Annotated in this window: 20 protein-coding genes; 9 read left to right on the top strand and 11 right to left on the bottom strand. The window is 68.0% G+C overall.

Annotated features, from left to right (window positions below; genetic code table 11):
• The 3 genes from LMI96_RS13020 to LMI96_RS13010 all read right to left on the bottom strand — a co-directional run bounded on the left by LMI96_RS13020 (position 1) and on the right by LMI96_RS13010 (position 2,993).
• Positions 1–963, bottom strand: a complete 963-nt coding sequence (locus tag LMI96_RS13020; RefSeq protein ID WP_228361796.1) for an iron chelate uptake ABC transporter family permease subunit — start codon at positions 961–963, stop codon at positions 1–3.
• Between the two features lie 65 nt (positions 964–1,028).
• Entirely contained in the window at positions 1,029–2,087 is a 1,059-nt protein-coding gene (locus LMI96_RS13015) for an iron ABC transporter permease (RefSeq protein WP_228361795.1), read from the bottom strand.
• Complete coding sequence (locus LMI96_RS13010; protein WP_228361794.1) at positions 2,088–2,993, bottom strand: iron-siderophore ABC transporter substrate-binding protein; 906 nt, start codon at positions 2,991–2,993, stop codon at positions 2,088–2,090.
• A gap of 286 nt (positions 2,994–3,279) precedes the next feature.
• Here LMI96_RS13010 and LMI96_RS13005 point away from each other — a divergent pair, with 286 nt between their 5' ends.
• The 3 genes from LMI96_RS13005 to LMI96_RS12995 all read left to right on the top strand — a co-directional run bounded on the left by LMI96_RS13005 (position 3,280) and on the right by LMI96_RS12995 (position 4,555).
• Positions 3,280–3,453, top strand: coding sequence for a hypothetical protein (locus tag LMI96_RS13005; RefSeq protein ID WP_228361793.1), 174 nt, complete (start codon positions 3,280–3,282; stop codon positions 3,451–3,453).
• Between the two features lie 240 nt (positions 3,454–3,693).
• Positions 3,694–4,086, top strand: a complete 393-nt coding sequence (locus LMI96_RS13000) for a hypothetical protein (protein WP_228361792.1) — start codon at positions 3,694–3,696, stop codon at positions 4,084–4,086.
• Between the two features lies 1 nt (position 4,087).
• On the top strand, positions 4,088–4,555 hold the full coding sequence (locus tag LMI96_RS12995) for a hypothetical protein (RefSeq protein WP_228361791.1): 468 nt from the start codon (positions 4,088–4,090) through the stop codon (positions 4,553–4,555).
• Positions 4,556–4,631: 76 nt separating this feature from the next.
• On the opposite strand, the gene LMI96_RS12990 is transcribed toward LMI96_RS12995, so the two are convergent.
• The 7 genes from LMI96_RS12990 to LMI96_RS12960 all read right to left on the bottom strand — a co-directional run bounded on the left by LMI96_RS12990 (position 4,632) and on the right by LMI96_RS12960 (position 12,534).
• A complete protein-coding gene (locus tag LMI96_RS12990; protein ID WP_228361790.1) occupies positions 4,632–5,579 on the bottom strand; it encodes a sugar phosphate isomerase/epimerase in 948 nt (315 codons plus the stop codon).
• Positions 5,576–7,090 (bottom strand): GMC oxidoreductase, encoded by a 1,515-nt coding sequence (locus LMI96_RS12985; RefSeq protein WP_228361789.1) that lies wholly within the window; start codon positions 7,088–7,090, stop codon positions 5,576–5,578. The genes LMI96_RS12990 and LMI96_RS12985 overlap by 4 nt, the downstream gene beginning before the upstream one ends.
• Before the next feature lie 49 nt (positions 7,091–7,139).
• Positions 7,140–8,048 (bottom strand): carbohydrate ABC transporter permease, encoded by a 909-nt coding sequence (locus tag LMI96_RS12980; protein ID WP_228361788.1) that lies wholly within the window; start codon positions 8,046–8,048, stop codon positions 7,140–7,142.
• Positions 8,045–9,022: a carbohydrate ABC transporter permease gene (locus LMI96_RS12975; RefSeq protein ID WP_228361787.1), complete on the bottom strand. Its 978-nt coding sequence runs from the start codon at positions 9,020–9,022 to the stop codon at positions 8,045–8,047. Before LMI96_RS12975 ends, LMI96_RS12980 begins: the two co-directional genes overlap by 4 nt.
• A 4-nt stretch (positions 9,023–9,026) precedes the next feature.
• A complete protein-coding gene (locus LMI96_RS12970) occupies positions 9,027–10,412 on the bottom strand; it encodes an ABC transporter substrate-binding protein (protein WP_228361786.1) in 1,386 nt (461 codons plus the stop codon).
• A 196-nt stretch (positions 10,413–10,608) separates the two neighbouring features.
• Positions 10,609–11,724, bottom strand: a complete 1,116-nt coding sequence (locus LMI96_RS12965) for an ROK family protein (protein ID WP_228361785.1) — start codon at positions 11,722–11,724, stop codon at positions 10,609–10,611.
• A gap of 27 nt (positions 11,725–11,751) precedes the next feature.
• Positions 11,752–12,534 (bottom strand): hydroxypyruvate isomerase family protein, encoded by a 783-nt coding sequence (locus LMI96_RS12960; RefSeq protein ID WP_228361784.1) that lies wholly within the window; start codon positions 12,532–12,534, stop codon positions 11,752–11,754.
• A 107-nt stretch (positions 12,535–12,641) separates the two neighbouring features.
• Between LMI96_RS12960 and LMI96_RS12955 the strand changes: the two genes are divergently transcribed.
• From LMI96_RS12955 to LMI96_RS12930, 6 genes are all read left to right on the top strand, one after another.
• The gene (locus tag LMI96_RS12955; RefSeq protein ID WP_228361783.1) at positions 12,642–13,034 is read left to right on the top strand and encodes a PPOX class F420-dependent oxidoreductase; all 393 of its coding nucleotides are present in this window, start codon (positions 12,642–12,644) and stop codon (positions 13,032–13,034) included.
• Positions 13,035–13,147: 113 nt separating this feature from the next.
• Entirely contained in the window at positions 13,148–14,203 is a 1,056-nt protein-coding gene (locus LMI96_RS12950) for an efflux RND transporter periplasmic adaptor subunit (RefSeq protein WP_228361782.1), read from the top strand.
• Positions 14,200–15,021 (top strand): ABC transporter ATP-binding protein, encoded by an 822-nt coding sequence (locus LMI96_RS12945; protein ID WP_228361781.1) that lies wholly within the window; start codon positions 14,200–14,202, stop codon positions 15,019–15,021. Before LMI96_RS12950 ends, LMI96_RS12945 begins: the two co-directional genes overlap by 4 nt.
• Positions 15,018–16,304 carry an ABC transporter permease gene (locus LMI96_RS12940; RefSeq protein WP_228361780.1) on the top strand — a complete coding sequence of 429 codons (1,287 nt, stop codon included), beginning with the start codon at positions 15,018–15,020 and terminating at the stop codon, positions 16,302–16,304. The genes LMI96_RS12945 and LMI96_RS12940 overlap by 4 nt, the downstream gene beginning before the upstream one ends.
• Before the next feature lie 167 nt (positions 16,305–16,471).
• Entirely contained in the window at positions 16,472–16,693 is a 222-nt protein-coding gene (locus tag LMI96_RS12935; RefSeq protein WP_228362021.1) for a hypothetical protein, read from the top strand.
• On the top strand, positions 16,690–17,169 hold the full coding sequence (locus LMI96_RS12930) for a BLUF domain-containing protein (protein WP_223722598.1): 480 nt from the start codon (positions 16,690–16,692) through the stop codon (positions 17,167–17,169). The genes LMI96_RS12935 and LMI96_RS12930 overlap by 4 nt, the downstream gene beginning before the upstream one ends.
• Here LMI96_RS12930 and LMI96_RS12925 read toward each other — a convergent pair.
• Complete coding sequence (locus LMI96_RS12925; protein WP_228361772.1) at positions 17,166–18,137, bottom strand: LysR family transcriptional regulator; 972 nt, start codon at positions 18,135–18,137, stop codon at positions 17,166–17,168. The two genes, LMI96_RS12930 and LMI96_RS12925, sit on opposite strands and share 4 nt — an antisense overlap.
• Positions 18,138–18,262: the final 125 nt, after the last annotated feature.

The following is an 18,262-nucleotide window of genomic DNA, read 5'->3' as shown; positions in this document are numbered from 1 at the left end:
TCAGCTTCCCGTGCCTGTTCGGCTGGCTCGCACGAGCAGCCAGATGAGAAGAGGAGCGCCGACAAGGCCCGTGACGACGCCTGTGGGAAACGAGACGCCTGGCCACGAAAACTGTGCAGTCAGGTCGGCCGCGAGCAGGACCGTTGGCCCCACGAGTCCGGCCATGAGGATTCCAGATCCGCCAGCTCCAACGAGTCGGCGAGCGATCTGCCCCGATGCGAGGGCAACAAAACCGAGGGGTCCCGCAACCGAAACGGCTACGGCGGTGAGTGCGACCGCGCACGCAATGATGCCCAGTCGACTTCGTTCAACGGGCACTCCGAGGCCGCCGGCGGTGTCGTCTCCGAGCTCGAGCGTGCGAATGGTGCGCAGGAGGATCGTGGTCAATGCCAGCAGCACGGCACCACAGGCGGCGACGGGGAGGACGGCTTGCCACGTCGAGTTATTCAAGCTACCGGTCACCCAGACGAGGGCTATCTGGGCGTCGCGGATGTCGCTCCTGCTGAGCACGAACGACACGACTCCGGCACAGACCGCGGCGATGCCGATGCCGACCAGCACGAGGCGGTAGGCACTGAGTCCCTCGCGCCAGGCGAGCAGATACATGAGGGCCGCCGCAAGGAGGGAACCCGCAATCACCGCGAGTGCGAGCGTGAAACCACTCAAATCGAACGAGATCATGCCCACGATCCCCGCGACGCTCGCGCTCGCCGTGACACCGATGATGTCTGGACTGGCAAGGGGATTGCGCAGAGTGGTCTGGAGGAGCGCACCGGATACTCCGAGACAGACTCCCACAACTATCGCCGTAACAGTGCGAGGCAATCGAAGTTCCCCGATAACGAATCCTGTGATTTTCGTTCCTTGCCCCAGCAGAGCGCTCACTACCTCGGCGGGGGTCGCTGAAGCCTTACCCAGGAGAAGCGAACCCACACCGAGCGCCACAATCACCAGCAGGAGCATAGAAGTAGTCACGATTGATCGACGACGTCTTGCGTGTCTGATCTGCGCGACAGAGGGGGACAGGATCACAGCGTGGGTAGCTTTCGTCGCCGCACAAGAGCGAGGAAAAAGGGTGCGCCGACGAAGGCAGCAACAATGCCGACTTCAAGTTCACCTGGAGGGGCCACGACCCGACCGAGGACGTCGCAGGCCAGCAGCATGATGGCTCCCAGAACGATCGAGAAAGGGAGTATCCGCCGGTAGTCCGAGCCCGTGAACATCCTCGCGATGTGAGGCACAGCGAGGCCAACAAACGCGATCGGACCGGCTGCCGATGTCGCCGATCCACACAGCAGGACGATCGCAAGGGCGCCAAGAACTCGCGTGAGGCCAACTCTCTGTCCAAGGCCGCGCGCGACGTCGTCGCCGAGCGCGAGCCCGTTGATCTGGCGCCCGAGCGCGAGAGCAATTGCCACTCCTGCGATGCAGGCGGGAAGCATCTGCCAGAACACGTCGTAGCCGCGGCCCGCGATCGCCCCCACCTGCCAGAACCTTACTGAGTTGAGCACCTGGGTGTTCGTCAGCATGACTGCGGTTATTAGCGAGGCGCACGCCGCCGAGACAGCCGATCCCACCAGAGCGAGTTTCACAGGTGTCGCTCCGTCTCTGCCGAGTGCTGAGAGCGAGTAGACGAGGATGGATGCGAGCGCTGCACCGGCGAAGGCGAACCAGACATATCCACTCAGGGTGGTGACGCCGGCAATCGAGATCCCGAGCACCACCAAGAGCGATGCGCCGAAATTGACCCCGAGGATTCCGGGGTCCGCGATCGGGTTCCGGGTGAGACCCTGTGCAACGGTTCCCGCGAGCCCGAGGGCCGCTCCCACGGCGAGTCCGATGAGGGTGCGAGGGAGCCGCTTTTCAATCACGATGAGGTGATCGGTGTTTGTGGGATCGTACGAGACGATCGCTCTGACAACCGTCGCCGGGTCAATGCTCGATGCCCCCACCACGAGGCTCAGGATTGACACGACAAAAAGCGCGCCAATCGCGACCATGACCCACAGCAGGGTGCCACGACGGCCAGAACTCGACCGGGTTGCCCGGGTCGAGTCCTGGTTCGTCGAGGTGGTGACGATGCTCAATTAGCCAACGTTCTCCGCTGCTCCGGCGAGCTGCGGAACATACTGGTCGAGCATCCACGGGATGGACAGAACCGTCGGGGCACTGCTGGCCATGACGAATGATTCGCCGACTACGGGGGCGAAGCGGCCTTCCATGATCGCGGGCATGGCGGCGACGAGGGGGTCGGCAAGGAAGGTGTCAACAGAGTCCTGGTTGTCGAAGTAGCCCACGATGAGGTCAGTATCAATCTTGCCCAGGTTCTCGTAGCTCAACTGGTAGAAATAGCTCCCAGCGCTCGGGTCCGCGTCGAGCTCGGCCACATTGGGACTGACGACCATGCCCAATTGGGTCAACAGGTCCACGCGGGGATCGCTGGCGCGGAAAATGTTGATCTTGTCAGCTTCGAGCGCCGAGATGTAGACGAAGTTGGTCCCGTCCAGCACAGGGTTAGCGGAGGCGAGGTCTGCGATCTGAGAATCGACGTCAGCCAGTAGGTCCTCGGCCTCGTCGGTCTTACCGAGAGCAGTTGCGACGATGCTCAGCTGGTCTTGCCACGGCAGAGACCAAGCCTGATCGGGGTAGGCGACTACGGGAGCAATCTTGCTCAGCGTGTCGTAATCCTCCTGGGTGAGGCCGGAGTATGGGGCGAGGATGACATCCGGAGCCGCCTCAACGAACTCTTCGAAGGGGACCTCGCCGGTGTCGCCGCCGCTCAGCAGCTGAGGCGTTTCGCCTCCGAGTTCCTCGATCTTTTCCGCGGACCACGGCAGGACTCCTTCGGCGTTGCCGCCGTAAGCGTTGAGAGGCATCGCGACGGGAACTATGCCGAGGGACAGAACGGCATCCTGTGTGGACCATCCCCAGGTAGCAACGCGGGTGGGCTCTTCCTCGATAGTCACCGAGCCCAGAGCGCTCTCGATGGTCACGGGGAATGCAGCATTGCTCGATGCACCGGAGGAGTCGGCCCTCGATTCGCCAGCAGGGACTGAACAGCCTGCGAGCGCGACAGCTACCGCAAGGGTTGTTGCGAGTATTGCACCGCTACGGATCTTTGTTGACAGGAAGACTGACGGCATGCGTATTAGATTTCCTTAGGCTTCTGGAGCTCACGACGAGAGCACTTAGGTAAGCCTACCCTTTTCTACCGCAATAGAGTTCTGTCGGATCCTTCGTCCTTCGACGGCGAGAGTCGCGGATCCCGCGAAGATTCCCGTGCGGGACTATCAGGCGGCAGTCGCGGATGTGAAGAAGGCGCTGGACCAGTACGCAACTGAGATTCAAGAGATCAAACAGCTCACGGCCGTTCAGATCGAAATAAGAACGGACGCGCAGGAGGCGCTTCAGGATGAGTTGATCCACGACCCCGGCGCATTCGGTCCCGAGTGATCGGGGTCGGCCAACCAGCCTCTCAAGGAAGCATCGGCCGCGCTCAGCAAGCTCGCCGCCCCCCGAAAAAGCAGCGACGATGCCATCCTCGCCGACGTTCGCGCGGCCGTAGCGACGACGTGGGAGCTAGCCCCGGAGGAGTACCCATCCAGTCGGGAATGGTACGACCGCGCGGGATACGACTACGTCATCGATGACAACCTGGGATTCTCCACCAAGGACTACACCGCGGAAGAACTCATGGACCTCTTCAAGAAGTACCCGACCGATATCTTCCCCTTTGAGGTATCCGGGTCCTCGAGTACATTCACGGATGGTGCGGTGTTCACTCTCTCCGACACGATCGTCACTGATGACCTCGACGAGCCCTACGAAACGGGCGATGTCGTCGTCACGACGACAGACACGAGCGTGAAATTCACGGTCATATCCGACCAGTACTTCGACGGGCCCGGATCCACCATCGAATTCTCCATCGTCGAGACGGATGGCGAGTGGGTCCTGCGGAAGACGGCCAGTGCCGTCAACGCCAATTCTGGGGCCGCGTTCGGCGCCGAGTGGGCGGCGGAGCAGACGTGGAATGTTCAGTCGGATCACTTCAAGGATGTCGTCGCCGAGCACGGGGGTCACTGACATGCGCCGCCTTACGCTCGCGCTCACCCTGTTCGGCGTACTGAGCATGACCGGGGGAATGCTGCTGATTCAGGCGGCGATCTACGTCGGAAACCTGCCGGATGCCCGTGCCGGGGTGTCCTGGACGATTCTCCTGATCCTGATACCGACGGTCATCACCGGGATTCTGTCCGGACTGGCGGCGGCTTTCGGTGCGTACGTCGGCGCTCGAATGTCGGCGGATGCGCCCGGGCCCGCGGTCAACAACGCAGCAAGGAGCGTCGGCGCCGGCATGGGGGGTGCGGTGGGAAGTACCGTGTTCCTGATCTATCTCAGCTGGTTCTACCAGAACGGGCCCGGAGTGTTCATCGGGATTCTGGGGTTCGTCGTCATCTTCGGCGCTTACGCGGGATTCGCGGCGCTGTGGGGTGCGGCGCGTGGGCTGCCCCGGTCGCGGCGCACGGGTGGATCGGCCGAGACCGACGGCTGAGCCTGCCGCCGAGGAGAGGCGCAGACCGCTCCCGCTCGGAGGTGCGGCGAATGCGCCACCCGCCGCCCCCGTCGGGTCAGGCGAACGTGGCGTCGGCCCACCGTGCGCACAGGCGCACGCTCTCGGTGGGGTCGAGGTCGGTGCTGTCGACCTCGACGACGATCCATCCGCCGAACCCCTCCGGGAGCGCGGCGAGGATCGCGTCGAGATCCATATCGCCGAGGCCGGGCTCGCGGAACAGGCCGCGGCTCGGGCCCCAGCTGTAGGGGTGCGCGCCGTCACGGCTCGCCGCGGCGATCCCCAGATCGAGATCCTTGATGTGCAGGTCGATCAGCCGGTCTGAATGGCGGCGCAGGACGTCCGCCGGATCGACGCCGAGCCACGCGAGATGGCCGATGTCGAACGACGCACCGAGCCTGCTCGGATCGATCGCGGCGAGCACGTGATCGATCTCCGCCACGGTCTCGACCCACGTGCCGATGTGGTTGTGCAGCCCGGCGCGCACGCCCGCGGCGGCGAAGACGTCGGCCGCTTCCCCGATGACCTCGGTCATGCGGTCGAGGCGGTCAGCATCGAACCCTGCTCCGATTGCGGCCGCCTCCTGTGTGCGCACCGAACCCTCCCGGAAGGTCATCGCCGGGGCGAGGAAGATCGTGTTGAGACCGAAGTGCACCGACTCCTCGGCCTTCCGACGCATGTCGTCGAACAGCGCGGACCGCGCGCTGCTCCCCGGAGCGGGCAGTTCGTCAGGGAGGTCGATCGCGGCGTATCCGGGGGCGAGCGCGAGGCCCGCATCCGCCACGATGCGCGCGTACTCCGCGGTCGTCTGAGTGGGCAGCACCTCGAGTGACACGGCGTCGAAACCGGCGCCCTTCACCTCGTGCAGCGCCGCGGCGTAGGTCGGCACGAATCCCGGGTCGGGGAAGAGCCAGGCACGCTCGCTGAGCGGGTCGGCCGGATCCAGACGGGGCGTCGCCCACTGGAGAGGGTTGATGGCGATGCGTTCGCGTGGCGGCAAGGTCATGCCGACACCTCCGTTCGTCGGGCAAGAAGACTCGTCACGCTCTCCGCGGCGCGGATCGCGGTCACCACACCCGTGAGGGTGACATTGCCGGCCATCGGCGTCGGGATCACTCCGTTGCCGGCGACGAACAGGTTGCGAAAACCCCACACTCGTCCGCCCGGATCGCACACCGACGTGCCGTCGTCGATGTTCCCCGACCGCACGGTGCCGGTCATATGCAGCGAGCTGCCCGGCGCCAGCAGCACGGAGTCGCTCGCGCGATCCCACTCGCCGAGGTCCGCGGCGATCTCCGCCATCACATCGGTCGCCTTCGCGATCGCGGTGCGGTCGGCATCCGAGTAAGAGAAGTGCATCCGCATCCGGGGCATACCGGCGAGATCGGACTCGTCGCCGAACTCGATCCGGTTCTCGGGTCGGCTGTCGAGCGGGACGTAGATCGACACCCCCACGCCGAAGGCGAGCGGCGAGCCCTCGTCGTCGATGTACGGACGCGCCATGATCTGCGCCTGCAGCGGCTGCTCGGCGCTGGCGGGCAGCCACAGCGAATCCGACACGGTCTCGCCCTCGGGGATGGCGGGCAGGTCGGCGAGCGTGAGCCCGAAGCGGTCGAGATCGAGCAGCACACGATTGCTGATGAACGCGTGCTCGTTGAGGTACCGGCCGAGGGCCGCGGGGCGGATGCCGGACGCGAAGAGCAGTTGCGGAGTGCGGAGCGCGTCGGCGCAGACGATCGTGATGAGCGCGCGGATGCTGCCGCTCGCGCCATCCGCGTACCGGTGCGCCCGCGCCCCGATCACGGCGTCGATGTCGTGGTCGATCGCCGTGGCGATCGTGCCCGTGAACAGCCGGAAGGCGGGGTCGCCGCCGACCGCGATCGGCGGGAAGATCGTCGCCGGACCCGTGCGGATGCGGCGGTCGCCGTCGACCGTGACGGCCATCGGCATGGCCCGCGGGGTGCGATCGGCGGGCACGTCGGTGAAGCGTTCGCGCAGGGCGGTGACGATGGGCTCGCCGGCGACCGTCGGACCGAGCGGTGCCTCCGTGATGCGGAGGAGGCGCGCGGCGGTCTCGAGGTCCCGGGCCCAGCGGTCCTCTTCGCCCCATCGTTCCTGCGCGCCCGGGCTCGGTGTCGCCGCTGTCCAGTGCACGCCCATCCCGCCGGCGTTCCACGCGAGCGCCGCGCCCGAGAACTCCTCGGCGTCCTCCCCGAGGGTCGCCAGCCGGTGCATCCCCAGTTCGAGCTCGTCGCGACTGCGCGCGACCGGCCGGAACGTCTCGTCGCCGGCGTACAAGCCTTGGATTCCGCTCGCGACACGATGGTTGTAGCGCTCCCAGATCTCGGGGTCGTCGCTCTCGTGCAGGTGCCGCCCGACGGTGTCGCCGATCGGTTCGCCGGCGTCCACCATGACGATGTCCAGGTCGGGGTCGGCTTCGCGCAGCAGGGCGGCGACGGCCGATCCCATGATGCCGCCGCCGACGATGAGAACGTCGGTTTCGATGTCGAGGGTCATAGGGGGAAAACTCCTTCGCGCGCTGCCGACAGCGCGGTGGTCGTGCGGGTCACTTGATGGCTCCGCCGGTGATGCCGGCGACGAAGTAGCGCTGCAGGGCGAGCAGGATCACGAGCGGGGGCAGCACGGAGATCAGTGCACCGGCGGCTGTCGTGTTCGTGCCGTTGGACGAGATCTGCGCGGCAAGTCCCGAGAGCTGAACGGTGATCGGGGTGCTGTCGCTGCTCACCCCGACGAAGATCAGCGGGGTGAGCAGATCGTTCCACGACCACATGAACTGCAAGATCGCGAGGGAGACGAGGATGGGCGCCGACAGCGGCAGCACGATGCGCAGGAAGATGCGCAGCTCGCTGGCGCCGTCGACGGCGGCCGCCTCGAACAGCTCGATGGGGATCGTGTACATGTAGCCGCGCACGAGGAAGACTCCGAACGGCAGCGTGTAGGCGACCTGGAAGATCCAGACGGCGGCGGGCGTGCCGCTGAGTCCCACCGCGGAGAACAGTTGGATCAGCGGGCTGAACGCGAGCTGCGGCGGGATGGCCAGCAGAGCGACGAGCGTGCCGTAGACGAACAGGTTGCCGCGGAATCGCCAGCGCGACAGGGCGTAGCCGCCGTAGGCCGACAGCAGCACCGTGATCACCGCGGCCGGAAGGGCGAAGGTGAGGGTCGCGAGCAGGGTCGTGTCCAGGCGCAGCGCCTTCGCGGCGACGGCGAAGTTGTCGAGCGTGATCAGCGGCTGCGCGAAGATCGTCCACCATCCGCTCGATGCCGAATCGGGGGTCGTGCGCAGCGACATCGCGATCATCTGCAGCACCGGCGTGAACCAGGTGACCGTGATGGCGAGGATCACCACGTGCAGCAGGATGCGCGCGACCCGCACCCGTGCGCCGCGACGACGTCGGCCGCCGGATGCGGAATGAGCAGCGAGCGGGGCGGGGGCACCGAAGGCGGCGGTCATGCGTTCATCTCCCGTCGGGCGGCGCGCACGTTGAACCACACGACCGGCAGCGCCAGTACGAGCAGCAGCACGGCGAGCGAGCTGGCGTGGCCGATGTCATTCGGGAAGTGGAAGAGCTGCCCGAACATCTCGTTGGCCACGACGTCGGTTCCCGCGTTGCCGTTGGTCATGACGTAGACGATGTCGAAGACCTTGATGGCCGCGATCACCTGCGTCGTGATGACGGTGAGCATGCTCGGCCAGATCACCGGGAGCACGATCAGGAAGAAGACGCGGAACTCGCCCGCGCCGTCGAGGCGGGCGGCCTCGAGGTACTCCGCCGGCACGGCCTTCACCGCGGCCGAAAGGATGAGCACCGCAACGCCGAGCCCTGCCCACACACCGACGACCACGAGGGCGAGCGTGTTCAGCCAGGGCGCATCCGTCGGGGGCCTCGAGGTCCACGGCACGGGCGAGAGGCCGATCGCCTGCAGCGCGGCGTTGAACGCGCCGAGTTGCGTGCGACCCTCGGGCGCCCAGGTGTACAGCAGGCGCCAGCTGATGCCGGCCGCGGTGAGCGAGATCGCGGTGGGCAGCACGAGTAGTGTGCGAGCGACGAGTTCGTACCGCACCCGATCGATCATGACGGCCATGATCGTGGCGACGATCACGATGCCGAGCGGCAGAGCGATGATCCAGATCGCGTTGTTCACGAACAGGGGGAGCACGTCGCTGCCGAGCGCCCAGAGGTAGTTGTCGAGCCCGGTCCAGGCCGAGGAGTCGGCCGATCGGAAGCTGAGCACGAGCGTCGCGATCGCGGGATAGACGAGCACGACGCCGACGCCGATGATGACCGGCGCGAGCCAGAACCAGGGGCGGATGCGGCGTGCCACCACGGGGCGGGCACGTGCGAGCAGGCGCTCACCGGCCGCCGTGAGGATGATCACGGCGGCCGGGACGAGCACCGTCCCGATGAGGATGGACAGGACGGTCATGCGGTCAGCTCTTCGCTGCCTCGATACCGGCGAGGATCGAGTCGAGGGACGCGGGGTCCTGGATGTACGACAGGATGCCCTGCAGGTAGGCCGTGTTGACCGCGGTCGGGATGGCGCTTGCCGGCCCGGGCGTGACGGTCTCTGCGGCGAGCAGCAGTTCGGCCGAGCCGCGCATGTTCTCGTTCGGGTAGACGTCGAGCGGCACGTTCACGTTCGCGACCGTGTACCGCCCGCTCGCGGCGATAAGGGACTGCGCCTCGGGGGTCGCCCAGTACTTCATGAACGCGGCGGTGGCCGGGTCGTCGTTCAGGGCGAACGTGACGTGCCCGGCGACGTCGAGCGCGCCGGCGTAGGCGGGGTCGCTGGCCGGAATGTCGAAGAAGTTCAGGCCGTCCGGAACGGTGGCCTCCGGGTTCGAGCCCTGCACGATGCCGGCCGCGTAGTTGCCCCACAGGGTCAGCTGGCAGGCCTGCGGGTCGGTGTACATGCCGTCCATGAACGAGAAGGCCGAGGTCGACACGGCGGCCTGCGGCCCACCGGCGACCATCGTCTCGGAGGTCGCGATGCGGCCGAACTCCTCGAACGCCCAGCGCACCTCGTCGCTCGTCCAGGGCAGTTCGCCGCTGGCCCACGCCGCGAGCGCGTCGCTGCCGAACTGCTTCACGAAGAGGTTCTCGATGAACCCCTGGGCGGGGAAGCCCGATCCGGCGCCGGCCTCGAGACCCATGCACCACGGCGCGACGCCGGTGCCGGATGCGGCGAGGGCCTCGGACCATGCCGACAGGTCCTGCCAGCTTCCCTCGGTCGGGCCGTCGTAGGTCGCGGGGTTGTAGAAGATCTGGAAGGTGTCGGCTTCGTTCCAGATGCCGTAGACCTGGCCGTCGACCGTGGCGGACTGCAGCAGGCCGGGGTTGAAGTTGTCGGCGAGCACGTCGTCGCCGATCACGTCGCTGAGCGAGACGGCGTCGCCGCTCGCAGCGAACTGTTGCATGAGGCCGAGGCCCTGGCCGTCGACGATGTCGGGGGCGTTGCCCGCCTCGACGGCGGCCGGCACCACGGTGGCCTGGTCGGGGGCGCCGGTGTAGTTCACCGTCACCCCGGTGGCCTCTTCGAATGCGGAGATGGCGCCGATGAACGGGTCGGCGTCGGCTCCGGTGGACACACCGACCATTTCGAGGGTGCCCGACAGGTCCTGGCCGTCCGCGGCGGTGGTCGCCGCGGCGACGGCCGCATCCACCAGCTCCTGGGGGAGGGTGCTGCCGGTACTGGCGGTTTCGTCGCCGGAGGACGACTGGTCGGCCGACGCGCAGCCGGCGAAGGCGAGGGCGCCGGCGAGGCCGAGCGCGGTGAAGGTGAGGATGCGTGGGGTACGCGGCATAGCTCGGGACATGGCGGAACTCCAGGTGAAGGGGGCGGGTCGTCGTCACCGCGAACGGGGCTCTCGAGGTGTTCCGAGTAATAATGCGCGAAAGTAGCAGTGATGGCCTAGCCGGAAACCGACTTGTTACGCAGCCGAAACGGCCGTGAATAATCACGGCGTGCCGCGCAGGCACGTGAGGCGGGCCGGTCGAGCGGGGAGAAGTGGCTCAGCGGCGAGGATCGAAGATGGTGGCGCCGGCGATATCGAGCGCCAGCTGAATGCCGCCTCGAACGGGGAAGTCCGGGGTGAGCGCGGCGACGCGGATGTCGATGTCGGGCGCATCCATCGTCGACAGAGCGTCTCGCAGAAGCCCGAGCGTGCCGTCTTCGAGGCCCTCGAAGCCGCCCACCAGCACGATCACCGGCGGAGCGATCACCCAGCCGAGCACGGCAACGACGCGCGCGACGGCGTCGAAGAACGCGCGGGCGTCCTCGCGAACCGCCGGGTCTCCGTCGATCGCGCGCCGGAGATGCGCTCGCGCGTCGACCCGCTCGCGCTCATCGGGTGAGCTGATCTGGGCGAGGAGGCCGCGGTGGTTCGCGTCCCTCAGCTCGGGGAGTCGAACGAGTTCGCCCGCGGCCCCCTGGAACCCGCGGTGGAGTTCGCCGTTGATCACCACGCCGGCGCTCACGCGGATGCCCGGCATGAGTAGGGCGAACGTCTGCTCGCCGCGGGCCGGGCCTTCGGCACGGGCGGCGAGAGCCGACAGGTTCGTGTCGTTCTCCACGACGACGGGCACGTCGAAGCGGCGCGCAAACGGCTCGCGCACATCGACGCCGACCCACTCCGGGTCGACGGGCGAGGTGAGCACGACGCCATCCGGGGAGAAGGTGCCGCCGAGACCGACGACGAGCGCGTGCAGATGATCGGGGTCGACGTTCGCCTGGGCGAGGGCCTGCGATGCCAGGCGCAGCGCGCTGTCCAGCGTGTCGGCGACCGTGCCGCTAGGGCCCTCGGCCCGGGCGATCTCCCGGCCCCGGAGGTCGGCGACGACGGCACGCACGAGCGGGGGGTTGATGCCGACCGACAGCACCGTCGCGCGGTCGGCGACGAGTCGGTAGTACTTCTTCGGGCGCCCGGCGGTCGTCGGGGCGGGGGAGTCGGCCTCGTCGACCCAGCCCTGGGCGATCAGGTCGCCGACGATCAGTTCGATCGTGCGGCGAGACAACCGCGTCTGGGCGACGAGGTCGGCCGAGGTGAGCGTTCCGGTCGCGTCAGTGATAACTCGAAGAGTCGCCGCCGTGTTGAGGCGCCGCATCCCGGACTGGTCGATCGCCGGCATGCAGGTCCCCTCGTCGTCCGCCGACTCTCATCGTATCGAGCCGGCCCAGGCCTTCTCCCACACCGTCCGTGCCTGCGCGAGGGCGGTCGCGCTGTCGGCGAGGGGCGAGAACTCGAGCCCGATCCGCCCCGTGTACCCGATCTCGCGGACGACCGTGGCGACCTGCATCCAATCGATCTCGCCCGTGCCGGGTTCGTGACGGCCGGGGCTGTCTGCGAGCTGGACGTAGTCGATCAGATCGCGTGAGCGGCGCAGCTCCTGCGCGACATCCTCGCCCTGCGCCGCGCTGTGGTACACGTCGAAGAGCAGCCGAAGCGCGGGGTGATCGACGCGTGCGAGGATCTCGCGTGCGTCGGCGGTCGACGACAGCGCGGAGCCCGGGTGGTCGACGCGGGTGTTCACCGGTTCGAGCAGCAGTGTCACCCCCGCGTCGTGCGCGCGGGGTGCGACGACGCGGAGCGCCGCCGACAGCTCGTCGACGAGGCTCTCCCGCGGGAGACCCAGGTCGGGGCCGAGGGAGACCACGATCTGTCGCGCGCCGAGAAGGCCGGCGGCCCGGATGGCGCCGTCGACGGATGCGGTGAACCGTGCCCGCTCCGCCGGGTCGGCGACCGCGATGCTCCAGTCCGTCGCGAACAGGGCGATCTGCACGTCGAGCTCGCGGGCAGCGGCGGCCAGTGCGGGCACGTCGGTGTCTTCCCAGCGCCAGAACTCCACGGCGTCGAATCCTGCCTCGGCCGCGGCCCGCATGCGCTCCGGGAGTGGCCCGGCCTCGGTGAACTGCATCTCGATGTTCGCGGAGTACTCCATCACGGGCCTTTCGGGATCGTCGTGGGGCAAGTCTGCACGAGGTCGCGCACCGCATCCGTTCACGTCGGTTCGGGGAGAGACTGAGGTTCCACCCCTGAGGAGACCCCATGACCCTGCCCGAAAGCCTGCTCGATCTGCTGCGCAAACCCAGCCCCTGCTTCCTCTCCACGCTGATGCCCGACGGTTCGCCCCAGGTCACCGAGACCTGGGTCGACACCGACGGCGAGCACATCATCATCAACACGGTGGTCGGCTACGTGAAGGTGCGAAACGTCGAGCGCGACCCCCGCGTGGCGGTGGCGATCCAAGACCCGGAGAACCCCTTCCGCTACATCCAGGTGCGCGGAGAGGTGACCGCGATGACCACGGATGGCGGCGCCGCGAGCATCGAGTCCCTCTCACAGAAGTACACCGGGCGGCCGTACCCCTGGTACGGCGGGCGCGACCAGCAGCGCATCATCCTGACGATCACGGCGAAGAGCATCAGCGGCCAGGGCTGAGGCTTGTCGTGGTCGGTGCGCGGCCCCGGCTTGCCGATACGCTCTGACCAAACGACCGTATGCACCGGCTGCCACGCGCTGCCGGTGTCCTGACGTCTCGCACGGGGAGCGCCATGGGCATCACTCGCAAGTGGATATTTCCGATCATCCGGATCGTGCTCATCGCGGTGATCGCGGTCGCCCTCGGCAAGCTCGCGTTCGTTCCCGACACGGCCGAGGAGACGAGCCCGGCGGTGCCGACCGGCGCGGTGGTGGAACCCCGCGTCCCGGTCGCGCGCGGAACCGTCACGAACGACGTCGTGATCACGGCGACGGTGTCGGCAGATCCCGCCGTCGCGGTGAAGTCGACCGCGGCGGGAACCGTGAGCAAATTGTTCGTGCAACAGGGCGCGACCGTCGCCGCGGGTGACCCCGTGTTCGAGGTGAAGGTTCCGATCGAACGCGATCCGGCCAAGAGCGTCGATGCCGAAGGCAACCCGCTGCCCGCGATCTTCCGGTACGAGCGGGTGACCGCGCCCGCCGCGGGTGTGCTGAGCTCGCTCGCCGTGATCCAGGGCCAGGACGTCACGATCGGCATGGTCGCCGGTCAGGTCGCGCCGCCCACCTTCTCGGTCTCGGGCGCACTGCAGCCCGAGCAGCAGTACCGGCTCCTGAACCAGCCCACCGAAGCGACCGTCGCGATCACCGGCGGACCCGCTCCGTTCGTCTGCACGGGGCTGCGCATCTCCACCCCGCTCGCCGGCAGCACGGGTGGCGACGGTGGATCGACGGGCGAGACCGGTGCGGCGCCCGGCGCCGGATCCGGCGGTTCCGGTGCCACCGTCAGCTGCGCCGTACCCGCCGAGGTGACGGTGTTCTCCGGCCTCGCGGCGGAGATGACCCTCGCCGGAGGGCGGGCCGAAGACGTGGTCGTCGTTCCCACCACCGCTGTTCGCGGCGCCGCGCAGACCGGCACCGTGTGGGTCTCGACCGTCGACGGCGGCACCGAGGAACGCGCCGTCGGGCTCGGCCTCAGCGACGGGAGCCAGGTGGAGATCACGAGCGGGCTCGAAGAGGGCGAAGAGATCCTCCAGTTCGCGCCCGGCGCGCTCGCCGTCCCCGCGGACGGCGGGTGCACGGCGATGCCCGACGGAAGCACGATCTGCGGCGACCCGGTGCAGATGCCGTGAGCCTGCTGCGCCTCGAGAACGTCACCCGTACGGTCATCCCCACCGATCAACCCGCGCTGACGATCCTTAACGGCATCGACCTGACCGTCGAGCCCGGCGACCGCATCTCGATTGTGGGGCGATCGGGATCCGGCAAGTCGACGCTCCTCAACATCCTCGGGCTCCTCGATCTACCCACGAGCGGCACGGTGGAGTTCGCCGATCGTGCCGTGCGCAGCTACTCGAGCGCGCAACGCGACCGGGTGCGCGGCGCCCGGATCGGCTTCGTCTTCCAGCAGTTCAACCTGCTCCCCGGACGCACCGCCCTCGAGAACGTCGCGATGCCGCTCCTCTACGCGACCGGGCGCGACTTCTGGCGGCGCCGGACGATCGCCGCCGAGATGCTCGAGCAGGTCGGTCTCGGCCACCGCCTCGACAGCATGCCCGATCGGCTGTCGGGAGGGGAGCAGCAGCGGGTCGCGATCGCGCGCTCCCTCGTGCGCGGACCGAGCCTCATCCTCGCCGACGAACCGACCGGCGCACTCGACATCGACACGGGGGCGCAGGTCATGGACCTGATCGACGACGTGGCCACCCGCACGGGCGCGGCGATGATCACGATCACCCACGACCCGACCGTGGCACAGCGGGCGCGCGACCACTTCCGCCTCGATCGCGGCGTCCTGACGAAAGCCGACGACCCCGCGGCCGACCCTCCGAGCCGCCGCGAACAGCGCGCCGCATCCCGTGCCCAGGATCCGGTCGACCCGGATCACCCGGTCGCGGATGCGGCAGACGCTGACGCTGCCGATACCCGGGTGACGGCGGTCGAAGCATGAAGCGCCTGCTCACCGGATTCGTGGGCGCGGTCCTCGAAGCCTGGCAGGAGCTCCGCGTTCACCGCACCCGCGTGCTGCTGTCGCTCGTCGGCGTGGCCGTCGCGGTCTGTTCGCTGACGACGGTCGTCGCGCTCGGTGGCATCGTGCAGCAGGCGACCGCAGAGATGAACGAACGCTCCAGCGGGCGCCCCGCCACCCTGTATCTGGCGGCCTATCGCACCGACAGCGGCACCGTCGATTCCGCCAAGATGGCCGCGGCGTGGGATGAAATGCTCGCGCGCTACGACATCACCTACGCGAGCCGGGTCATGCAGGCCACCCAGACCGTGCCCTTCGCGACGGGCAGCGCGACCGTCGGAGTTCAAGCCGTCGACCAGCCGTACGGCGAGATGCACCGCGTGCGGATGTCGCAGGGCGAATGGTTCACGCCCAGCGATGCCGAGCAGTATGCCCCGCGCCTCATCGTGAACGACGTCTTCTACGACCGGATGGGGCGTCCGGATCTGGCGACGCACCCCACCGTCGCGCTCGGCGGCGACAGCGTTCCCGGCAGCGCGACCGGGGCGACGAGCGGCATCCTCGCGGTCGTCGTCGGCGTCACCCCCGTCAACGAGTGGGAGACCGAGCCGACGATGTTCATGCTCGCCGACCAGTTGCAGGCGGTGCAGCAGACCGTCGCGCAGACGCAGGGAGCGCCCGACCCCTCGATGGATCCGTACGGCGGCGCGCAGACGCAGTACGAGATGTGGGTGCCGCCCGAGGTCTCGCAGGAACTCGGTGAACGCGTGAAGGCCGACATGCAGGCGGCGCTCGGCGAGGGCACCGCCGTCGACGTGTCTCGCCAGGACTACGCCCAGTACGACGACGATCCGTTCCTCGTGACCAAGCTCGTGGTCGGCGGGATCGCCGTCCTCGTGCTGCTGCTGGGCGCGCTCGGGCTCGTGAACATCGCGCTCGTGACCGTGCGTCAGCGCGTGCGCGAGATCGGCATCCGCCGCAGTTTCGGGGCGACCGCGGGGCGCGTGTTCTTCGCCGTGATGATGGAGAGCGTCGTCGCGACGGTCGCCGCGGGTGCGCTCGGCGTCGCCGCCGCCATCCTGATCGTGCAGAGTTCGTGGATGCGCGATCTGATCGGCCAGGGCATGATCACCGACTTTCCGCCGTTCCCCGTGGATGCCGCGATCCTCGGCCTGATCGCCGCATCCGCCGTCGGAGCGCTCGCGGGGCTGCTGCCGGCGATCGTCGCCGTGCGCGTGAAGGTGATCGACGCCATCCGGTATTGACGCCGCATCGTGGCGTACCGGGCAGGGTTTTGGCAATCCGCCCTGGGTGTCCGGAGGCCGTGAAAGGGTGTAACCCTGGCGATCTTCTCCCCGTTGCCCGCACACATCGACGTGTCGGGCGCCGCGGTCCGGAGCGATGCCGCGGTGAGGAGAGTCTCGTGAACCCAATGTTCCACCACGACGGGGAAGGCGCCGGCACGACCTGGGCGCGCGTCGAAGACGGCTTCCACGTCGGCAGCAGGCACGGCGAATTCCTCGGATACATCGACCGGCAGCCCGACGGGCGTTTCGTCGCTTTCGACCTGCATTCCCGCATCATCGGCGGCTTCGTCGACCTCACCTCGGCGATGCGCGCGGTGTCGTCCAGCTCGCCGAGCCGTACGGCATGACCGACTCCGCGACGACCAGGAAGATGACGATGACCGGGCCCGACCCCCTCCTCTCGATCGTGTACATCAGTGCTGCGAACCAGTCGTTCGACGACGCGGACCTCTCGGCGCTGCTGGAGCAGAGTCGCGCGTCGAACGCCGAGAAGGGGCTGACCGGGATGCTGCTGTACCGAGGCGGCCGGTTCGTTCAGGTGCTGGAGGGTCCCGAGGGTGTCGTGCGCGACATCTTCGATGTCATCCGGAACGACCCCCGCCACTCCGGGGTGCGCGTGATGATGGAGGAGCCGATCACCGAACGTCGGTTCCGGGACTGGACGATGGGTTTCCAGCCGATGACCGTGTCGACCGAGCAGCTCCCTGACGGGTTCCGCAACACGTTCGACGACCTCGACGAGGACGCCGACCCGACGGCCACACTTCGGGCCATCCGCGAACTGAGCCTCTGGTTCCGCGTCCGCTCCGCGCAGCGCGGCTAGTCGGAGGTCGCGGCGCGGAGGCGTCGGGGCGCGGGCCCGCTCGGCTCTCGGGAGAGGGACGGGACGGTCCGCGACAGCGCGTTTCGAAGCCACAAGATTGCCGGATCGTCTTCGTCGCGCGGGTGCCAGTACATGCATTCCATCATCGGCATACGGACTTGCTCGGGTAGCTCGAGCACCGCGAGGTGCAGGGTGCGCGAGGCTTTGGCCGCCAGCATCCGGGGCACGAGTGCGACCATGTCGGTGCCCGAGACGAGGAGCGGGAGCGCGGCGAGACCGAAGAGACGCGCGCCCACGATGTAGTCGATCCCCGCGCGCCGAAGCAGATCCTGCAGCTCGTCGTGATCGGGGTCGTTCAGGTACGCGGTCGCGTGCGGCACGGCGGAGAGCATCTCGATCGTCGGATCCGGCACCCCGAGAACGGAGTTGTCGGGGTCGGCGATCAGCACGAACTCGTCGGTGAAGAGCTCCTGGCTCCGCCCGGGGAGCTGGAACCCCACGGGCCCGACGATGAGATCGAGCTGGCTGAACGGCGCGAGAGTGCCATCGCGCAGGGGTTGCGGCGCGAAGTCGAGCGACGCCCGCGGCGCTTCTGCCGCGAACGTGCGCAGCAGCGGGCCGGCGAGGATGGCGGTCATGTAGTCCGTTGCGCCGATGACGAAGCGGCGCTCGGTGTGGGCCGGGTCGAACGACTGTTTGCGATCGATCACGGGACGCAGCTCCGCCACGGCGTGGGCGACCGCGGGCAGCAGATCGCGCGCGAAGGGCGTCAGCTGCATCGTGCGTCCCGTGCGCACGAGCAGGTCGTCGTCGTACTGGCGTCGAAGCCGGGCGAGAGCGGCGGAGGTGGCGGGCTGGCTCAAGTGCAGCCGAACCGCGGCGCGAGTGACGCTGCGCTCTTCGAGCAGAACGAGCAACGGGCGCAACAGGTTCAGGTCGAACTCCGGCACAGCATCCTCTCTCTCCATGTATTCACGGTATGGATACGCCGCATGGCAAATACGAGTTTGTGTGGATAGTACAGCGGGGGCAGTGTGGACCGTACGCCCACCGATGCGCGCCGCGCTTTCACCGCCGAAAGCGCTCTGTCGAA

This window comes from Microbacterium sp. cx-59, from assembly GCF_020805625.1.
Taxonomy (GTDB): domain Bacteria; phylum Actinomycetota; class Actinomycetes; order Actinomycetales; family Microbacteriaceae; genus Microbacterium.
Note: the sequence above shows the minus strand (reverse complement) of the source record. Positions and strands in the feature narration are given on the sequence as shown.

What these genes read in the sequence shown, in the direction of transcription:
- LMI96_RS13020 (WP_228361796.1), bottom strand. Translation starts at nt 963, where the DNA reads ATGCTCCTGCTGGTGATTGTGGCGCTCGGTGTGGGTTCGCTTCTCCTG.
- LMI96_RS13000 (WP_228361792.1), top strand. Translation starts at nt 3,694, where the DNA reads ATGGACCTCTTCAAGAAGTACCCGACCGATATCTTCCCCTTTGAGGTA.
- LMI96_RS12995 (WP_228361791.1), top strand. Translation starts at nt 4,088, where the DNA reads ATGCGCCGCCTTACGCTCGCGCTCACCCTGTTCGGCGTACTGAGCATG.
- LMI96_RS12990 (WP_228361790.1), bottom strand. Translation starts at nt 5,579, where the DNA reads ATGACCTTGCCGCCACGCGAACGCATCGCCATCAACCCTCTCCAGTGG.
- LMI96_RS12985 (WP_228361789.1), bottom strand. Translation starts at nt 7,090, where the DNA reads ATGACCCTCGACATCGAAACCGACGTTCTCATCGTCGGCGGCGGCATC.
- LMI96_RS12980 (WP_228361788.1), bottom strand. Translation starts at nt 8,048, where the DNA reads ATGACCGCCGCCTTCGGTGCCCCCGCCCCGCTCGCTGCTCATTCCGCA.
- LMI96_RS12975 (WP_228361787.1), bottom strand. Translation starts at nt 9,022, where the DNA reads ATGACCGTCCTGTCCATCCTCATCGGGACGGTGCTCGTCCCGGCCGCC.
- LMI96_RS12970 (WP_228361786.1), bottom strand. Translation starts at nt 10,412, where the DNA reads ATGTCCCGAGCTATGCCGCGTACCCCACGCATCCTCACCTTCACCGCG.
- LMI96_RS12965 (WP_228361785.1), bottom strand. Translation starts at nt 11,724, where the DNA reads ATGCCGGCGATCGACCAGTCCGGGATGCGGCGCCTCAACACGGCGGCG.
- LMI96_RS12960 (WP_228361784.1), bottom strand. Translation starts at nt 12,534, where the DNA reads ATGGAGTACTCCGCGAACATCGAGATGCAGTTCACCGAGGCCGGGCCA.
- LMI96_RS12955 (WP_228361783.1), top strand. Translation starts at nt 12,642, where the DNA reads ATGACCCTGCCCGAAAGCCTGCTCGATCTGCTGCGCAAACCCAGCCCC.
- LMI96_RS12950 (WP_228361782.1), top strand. Translation starts at nt 13,148, where the DNA reads ATGGGCATCACTCGCAAGTGGATATTTCCGATCATCCGGATCGTGCTC.
- LMI96_RS12940 (WP_228361780.1), top strand. Translation starts at nt 15,018, where the DNA reads ATGAAGCGCCTGCTCACCGGATTCGTGGGCGCGGTCCTCGAAGCCTGG.
- LMI96_RS12935 (WP_228362021.1), top strand. Translation starts at nt 16,472, where the DNA reads ATGTTCCACCACGACGGGGAAGGCGCCGGCACGACCTGGGCGCGCGTC.
- LMI96_RS12930 (WP_223722598.1), top strand. Translation starts at nt 16,690, where the DNA reads ATGACCGACTCCGCGACGACCAGGAAGATGACGATGACCGGGCCCGAC.
- LMI96_RS12925 (WP_228361772.1), bottom strand. Translation starts at nt 18,137, where the DNA reads ATGGAGAGAGAGGATGCTGTGCCGGAGTTCGACCTGAACCTGTTGCGC.